Origin of the sequence: Vibrio sp. 1F253 (genome assembly GCF_041439295.1) — a bacterium.
GTDB classification, from domain to species: domain Bacteria; phylum Pseudomonadota; class Gammaproteobacteria; order Enterobacterales; family Vibrionaceae; genus Vibrio; species Vibrio tasmaniensis_A.
This window is the reverse complement of sequence record NZ_JBGONU010000107.1, coordinates 1-3,869: the sequence shown is the minus strand read 5'-3', so window position 1 is coordinate 3,869 and position 3,869 is coordinate 1. Positions and strand designations below refer to the sequence as shown.

At 38.5% G+C, this 3,869-nt stretch carries 3 protein-coding genes and 1 pseudogene; all 4 read right to left on the bottom strand.

The features are described from left to right. Nucleotides 1-205, bottom strand: a pseudogene (locus tag ACED28_RS22865) (PAAR-like domain-containing protein); the annotation flags it as partial. 90 nt (nucleotides 206-295) lie between these two features. Then, nucleotides 296-841, bottom strand: a complete 546-nt coding sequence (locus ACED28_RS22860) for an imm11 family protein (RefSeq protein WP_017084365.1) — start codon at nucleotides 839-841, stop codon at nucleotides 296-298. Between the two features lie 267 nt (nucleotides 842-1,108). Then, nucleotides 1,109-1,459: an AHH domain-containing protein gene (locus ACED28_RS22855; RefSeq protein WP_371710820.1), complete on the bottom strand. Its 351-nt coding sequence runs from the start codon at nucleotides 1,457-1,459 to the stop codon at nucleotides 1,109-1,111. Between the two features lie 29 nt (nucleotides 1,460-1,488). Further along, on the bottom strand, nucleotides 1,489-3,869 hold a 2,381-nt coding region (locus ACED28_RS22850; protein ID WP_371710819.1), incomplete at its 5' end, for a hypothetical protein.

Genomic DNA, 3,869 nt, shown 5'->3' with positions numbered 1-3,869 from the left:
ATGAGACACCCTTTTTATCACCACCGGCATCGCCAGTACTGGCACTGAATTTACTTCCTTTGATAGCAATGCTGTTACCACCATCCATAGAAACGGTAATGGTGCCGCCTGCTAAATCAGCGGACTTTGCATTATTGCCATAAGGGATAGGAACAACAGGTTTACCGACTGTTGTTAAGCAAACATCAGAAGGCGTTTTGTTCGATTAACTCGAAAATTGCAACACAAACTAGATGAAAAGCGCCCCGGGCGCTCTCTAAACATATGAATAAAAAGATTATTTTCGAATTAATAATTAATACTCATCGCCAAGTTGATATGTTTCTAATGAAAAGAAATTTACGTAAGGTACTTTTTTTTCTATTTTTCTTTTTATTTTTTCATGAACAATGAAAGGAGATAAGTCATCCCCCCCCATTTTAAATATTAACCGTTCTGACTCTTTTATTTTATCTAAAACGTCGACGTCCAAATGATAGTTAATAACGTGGGGATCTTCATCAGGATCCTGTTGTTCGTAGGTTGATTTACTTCTATCCCAACAATCTAACTCTTCATAGATGTTAATCAAAAAGTAATTATCACATTCGTCATTTATTATAACGGGGTATAAACTCCCTCCGTAAATGTTGTCATCAATTAACTCTTTTAATGATTCAGATATTATGACACTGGGAGTGCAAAACAGCATAGGCATTGTATTATCAATAATCTTATTACCTTTACTATAAAAACGCAGAGCTGGCTCACCGTAAATTTGTTTTCGATAATGAAACCGTCTTAAAGCTGTTGATTCTGTTGGAATCACTTTAAACCCTACCATGTCAAAGTTGGGAGTCATTACGTAATATTCGTTGTTATAGTTCACGCTACCTACCTACCTCTAATGTATAAACTCTCTTTTTATAGCGAGTAAATTCTGAATGATTTCGATTACAAATATTATCATCTTTGTTTTCTGATTTAGCCAAATCATCGATACTAAATTTGTCAATTTTGGTTCCAAGTCCGTTGCAACCACAATTCCCATTTTTAAAGTATTTGTGAACTCTAGTTAATCTAATTCGGAATGATTTTATGTCTGATAATAACACTTTACTCTTGCTGTTCATTCTAGACTGGACTTTTTTGCGCTACCCTCTTCACATTCTTTTTCTATCTTTTTGAGTGTTTTTACCATCAACTTTTGCACGTAGTCATGGTAGGGTTCGTCATCATCGTCACTATTTGAAAATGAAATATGATTACCTCGATGTAATTGAACTTCTAAATGGCACGCACCAGCAAAAGTAGATGGTAATGCAACCAAATTACCTATTTCATTAATAACATAACCATATGACTCAAGAATTGACTTATTCCCTGATTCAATCGCACCTTTTTTAGATAATAAATGATGTATTTGCATCGGAACACCACAATTTAAAGGGTGATCATGATCCCCCTCAATGGCATTCAACAAGTTTTCCCTATATCCCATACGTTTACCTAGATGTAATCTAATTCTCCACGCTTGTAGCGCGGTGTTTTATGTTTATCTGAATGACAAAGCCTACAAGTAGCGTCACGCTTTACCGCTTTCTTTTTCGCAGTCATTGTTGTGACTGGTTTTCCTTTAAATTTTCCAAGAGGTCGTTTAACCAATTTGTCAGCCAACTCTTGATAGTCACTAAGTACATCGATCAAGCTTTCTAAGGTTTTAATAAATGAGTCCAGTGCTTTCGCTGAGTTTTTTATACCTTTGATTTTCTTAGCCCCACCAGCAAACCTAGCGACAAGAGTTGAAATACGAGCAGCAGCACCCACACCGGCGGTACATATCGCCAATACAACGGTTAGAATTAACTCCAACAACAGATATGCCCCAGCTTTGCCACCGTAATACGAATAGAAATTAGGTGGGATAGCTTCAAGCATTAAAGAAAGATAAGTTACATAAGAAAGAACCGTATCGTGATCTTCGATAATAGCCATGGCTTTCGGAAAGTTCTCATGTCCTTTAATTTCCTTAGCCCATTCAGGGTCGAATTCCATTAAAACGGTATCTATGAATACTTGTATTGCGTCAACGTCACCCTCTGCCATTTTCTGTGGCAGAGCTATAATGGTCTTTCGATGTTGAGCAATGCACTCTAATTTTCTGAGAACATCCTTGCTTTCCAAGTAAAGGCCTTGGACCTCATCAATAGCATCATCCACCGACTCAAACACGCTGTTATGAAAAGAATCAAATTCTTTACCTATCGTTTCGAGCACCCAAGTAGAGTTCTTTAACTGGCCTTCTTTGGTCAGCATTGCTTTCGTTATAGTATTGAATTTATCCGTTGAATAGATAGCAAGTTTATCGACCGCAGAAGAGGTAAGGTCTGAAATGGAATCAGCAGCATCACCCCAAAAACTTGGTGATACCATGTCAACGATATCGGCTCCCCATGCAATCGCACCATCGATAACCCCATCTCCAAGTGTTAGATACCCTTCTTCATCCCACTGTTCTTTGAAGCCTTTCATATCTTCTACTAAAGCGTTGTAAGAGCCGTCTAACGTAGCTTCAACACTATCTTGAATCTTGCTAATCTGGTCTTCAATCCCTGATTCACCTGCAAATTCGACCACTACAATGTCAGTATTAGGTTTCAAGTTATCAAGTACAGTTACTCCGCCTTCTATTTTTTGTGTTTCACTCGCTAGTTCCATAGTCTCGGATTCTGTACTTCTAGTCGGTGACACATTAAGAGCAATTCCTTCTTCATGAACGACAGAGTTAGTTGTCACTTTCACGTTCTGAGCATAAATAGGTGTTTGCCACTGGTCAGAATATATCGCGCGGAACTTAACCCACTTTTGCTCCTCCAAATCGATCTTTAAAATCGCATTAATGACGACTTCAATCTTTCCTGCTTCGGTTGAATAAATATTTTCCTGAGCCTGTATGACCGATACCTTTGTAACATCGTTCATTAAACTCTCTGATTTGGTTTGGAGTCTTTTAAAAGATTTAGAAAGATTATCAGACAGCTTTTTCGAGAATGTATTACCTGTTTTCGCATGCGCATCATAAATATCTGCCGACAGATAAACAAAATTCAACTGGCTTGCTTCCGAACTCAAAGACTCGATACGCCCATTGATCTTACTCAATAGCGCTTCCAGTTCACTTCCCAAAGTCTTTTGAGCAGCTTGCCAATCGTAATTCTTAAGATACGCTTGCGGGTTGCCCTTACCTCTTGCTCGCATATAAGCAAGCATTCTGTCCGCGGTTTCATGCCTGGGCAAACGGAATAACACGGAAAGTAACTCACCTTCTTCCATTACGATAGGTAACCCGTTAGAAATAACTTGATCCATAATTTCGGGAGCCATGCTTTCAATCCCGGCGATCAATGATTCAGCTAAAATATCAAAAGAGAAATCTGGATGATGTTTTGTGAAGTGAGTCTTAGTCTCATACTTAACAATATCGGCAAAGTAACGATCCGAAGTTAGACTTTTACCCATAGCTCCCCAACCTTCAACGGGAGGAGCGATTCTGTTGGGCTGCCAAAATGTTTGTTGACCTTGTGCAGCTCTATCAAAAAAATCATCGTCACTGATATCAGACACGTAGTGAGGATTATCTAAGCGCAAAATGTCTGGATTAAATTCGTTTACACTTTCTTTTGCCACTATTTTAATCTGTCCAGGTTTAAGACCTGAAACAGTACTCTTTCCTGAACTATCAAAATGACCTGATGCAAGAGTACCACCTGCAGCATCTGTGATATCAAAATCAGCATTTTTTAATAAAACACTATCCGGGTATCTTGCTTTTACTTCAACCGTATACGTCCCTTCTTGCTCTTCTGTTACTGAAACCGAAGGGTTTTGAG

What these genes read in the sequence shown, in the direction of transcription:
- ACED28_RS22860 (WP_017084365.1), bottom strand. Translation starts at nt 841, where the DNA reads ATGACTCCCAACTTTGACATGGTAGGGTTTAAAGTGATTCCAACAGAA.